The sequence below is a fragment of the Xenorhabdus miraniensis genome (genome assembly GCF_002632615.1).
Map to the genome: position 1 here is coordinate 1 of NZ_NITZ01000063.1, position 2,583 is coordinate 2,583.

Below are 2,583 nucleotides of genomic sequence, written 5' to 3' on the forward strand. Positions count from 1 at the left end.
TCTTGATTCACTTTTGCAGTTGCCAGACAGCAAGGTGTTTTAACAAATCAAAAGGGGTTTTTATAGCCGCTTCATCGCTGAAAGCTCTACGGAACCCCCTGCCTAGCAGGGGGTTTTCTATATACAACAAAAGACCTGATTGATTTATCAGGTCTTTCTAGGAGTTAGTTTACTAGAGTAGACGTTAGTAAACTTATGTTTGGTGCCCGAGGCGGGACTTGAACTCGCACAGTCTAAAGGCCGAGGGATTTTAAAATCATTGTCATTTCAAATAAAATAAATAAGTTAGATCACTTACGCCTAATATAACTAGCTATTATCCCCTTTAAAAACCAAACAGTTACAAACTTTATTCATTGGTAATTAGGAATAAAAAAGCATAAGGCGAATAGTAAATCTGGCTTACCATTAAGCATTTTTATGCATTTTTTATAGAGAAGCTACTATCTCTAACATGCAACAGTTTGCTGATTACATTGATGGGTGTCAGTACTGAGGCATTTTTCTGTTTTCTGACTATAATTAGTTAAATTCAATTAAAAATGGTGAGCCATGAAGATTTTCGTCATTAACTTAGAAAAAGATATAGATCGCAAATTATCAATACAAAACCAGTTAGAAAAGGTAAGCCTTGATGCTGAATTTATTACGGGTGTGTATGGGAGAGGATTGTCTGATGAACAGATCAAGAAAATTTGCCCAGACTTCAATAAAATATATCTAACTCTTGGTGAAGTTGGGTGTTCAATGAGTCATCTAAATGTCTATAAAAAAATAATAGATAATAATATTCCTATTTCTCTCGTATTAGAAGATGATGTCATTTTTGATAATAATCTAACAGCAGTACTATCCTCTTTAGAAAAAGATCCTCAGGCTCTTAGCTCAAATCCATTTGTTTTTTTACTGAACAAAACCAATGAATACTTTGACTCATTTAAAAAACCATTAACTGATGAGCATACCATTGTCAATGTGATTGATTCAGCAGGAGCTTTTGGATATATATTAAATTTAGCTGCAGCTAAAAATCTATATCAATATTTACAACCTGTTAGATTTGTTGCTGATGAATGGAAGATATTCAGAGAACACAATGTCATTAAATTAAAAGGAATTATACCTCCACCAATTACTCATTCTTCTCCTCATTCTTTAAATTCATCAATTGGAGAAAGAAAATACTCACTAACAAAATTAGACAAGAAAAATCGAAAGTGTGACATCATTACTAAAATCAAACTAACCTTATGGAGAGTTTTTATTCGTGCTTGGCTGAAGAAAGTTAAACTTTCGCACTAGAGTGCTAAGGTTATCTCCAATCATGCAGTTCAACACTATCCTATTAATTTTTAATTGTTGGTATCATGATAAAAAAAATAAAATTTTCATTGCTGGATACAATTTGAGCGGATTTGGAGGTATGGAAACAGTTTTCAATAATTTTTACCGACTAATGTCATCACCGAAAAGTGGCTATGAAATATTGTTCGTATTTTTTGAAGATACGTTTAAAAACCCTAATGACCAATGGCTTGATAGTAAAAATTATGTTCGCATAAAATCGAGCGTTAAAAATACAAAATTAAGAAGACTGCATTTTGCATATAAATTTTCAAAATTAATTTTACAACACAATCCAGAGCATATTATTTCTTACGATTCGTTAACATGCTATATATCCTTATGGGCAAGAAGATTTAGTTTGAGAAATACAAACATATTTTCCTGGAGTCATTCTACATTGCATAACACCTATAAAGCAGAATACATGCTACTGGCAGATAAACATTTAGCTATCAGCTCTGGAATCACTACGCAACTCCGCAATATGGGTGTTAGCCCAGATAATATTTACACGATTTATAATCCGGTGACACCGAAGTATGAAATAATAAGCCGTTCAGACGACAATGTTTCTTTTTTATATTTAGGCAGAATCACTTTCAATGATCAAAAAAACCTAAAAGAGTTATTTTTGTCACTTTCCAGAATAAATGGACATTGGTCATTAGACATTGTTGGCTCTGGTGAAGAGCAGGAAATTGATAAATTAAAAAAACTAGCACTCATACTTAAAATTGAAAATAAGGTAAAATGGCATGGTTGGCAACAAAGTCCATGGGAGTATATAAATAAAAATATTAAAAATGTAACTTGCTTATTGTTAACTTCATCTTATGAGGGATTTGGAATGGTTTTATGTGAAGCAATCTCCTATGGTATCTACGTAATTAGCTCAAACTGCCAAACCGGACCCTCTGATATAATTAAAAATGGGATTAATGGCCAATTGTATCCTTTAAATGATATAGATGCATTATCTAATAAATTGCAAGAAATCGTAAACGGAAAGAAACTTCCTGATTATCCAAAGATAAAAGAATCCATAACTGAATATTACGATGATATATATCATAATAGAATCATGACAATATTAAGTAAAAATTTCCCTTATAGAAGAGAGCATTGATTCCCCTCTCCTAGATGGTGTCGTCATGAATAAATTCATGTAATAATAACTCTTTATTACATGAATGGATGACTTTAATCATGAGTAAACCCACACACCGCCGTCACGAT

General features: G+C 32.3%; 2 protein-coding genes. Both read left to right on the forward strand.

What is annotated here, in order from left to right; genetic code table 11:
- Positions 1 to 552 precede the first annotated feature (552 nt).
- Positions 553 to 1,302, forward strand: a complete 750-nt coding sequence (locus Xmir_RS21955; RefSeq protein ID WP_099116092.1) for a glycosyltransferase family 25 protein — start codon at positions 553 to 555, stop codon at positions 1,300 to 1,302.
- Positions 1,303 to 1,324: 22 nt separating this feature from the next.
- Complete coding sequence (locus tag Xmir_RS21960) at positions 1,325 to 2,473, forward strand: glycosyltransferase (RefSeq protein ID WP_099116093.1); 1,149 nt, start codon at positions 1,325 to 1,327, stop codon at positions 2,471 to 2,473.
- Positions 2,474 to 2,583 lie beyond the last annotated feature (110 nt).

Coding starts and splice junctions, on each gene's coding strand:
- Xmir_RS21955 (WP_099116092.1), top strand. CDS start 553: ATGAAGATTTTCGTCATTAACTTAGAAAAAGATATAGATCGCAAATTA.
- Xmir_RS21960 (WP_099116093.1), top strand. CDS start 1,325: ATGCAGTTCAACACTATCCTATTAATTTTTAATTGTTGGTATCATGAT.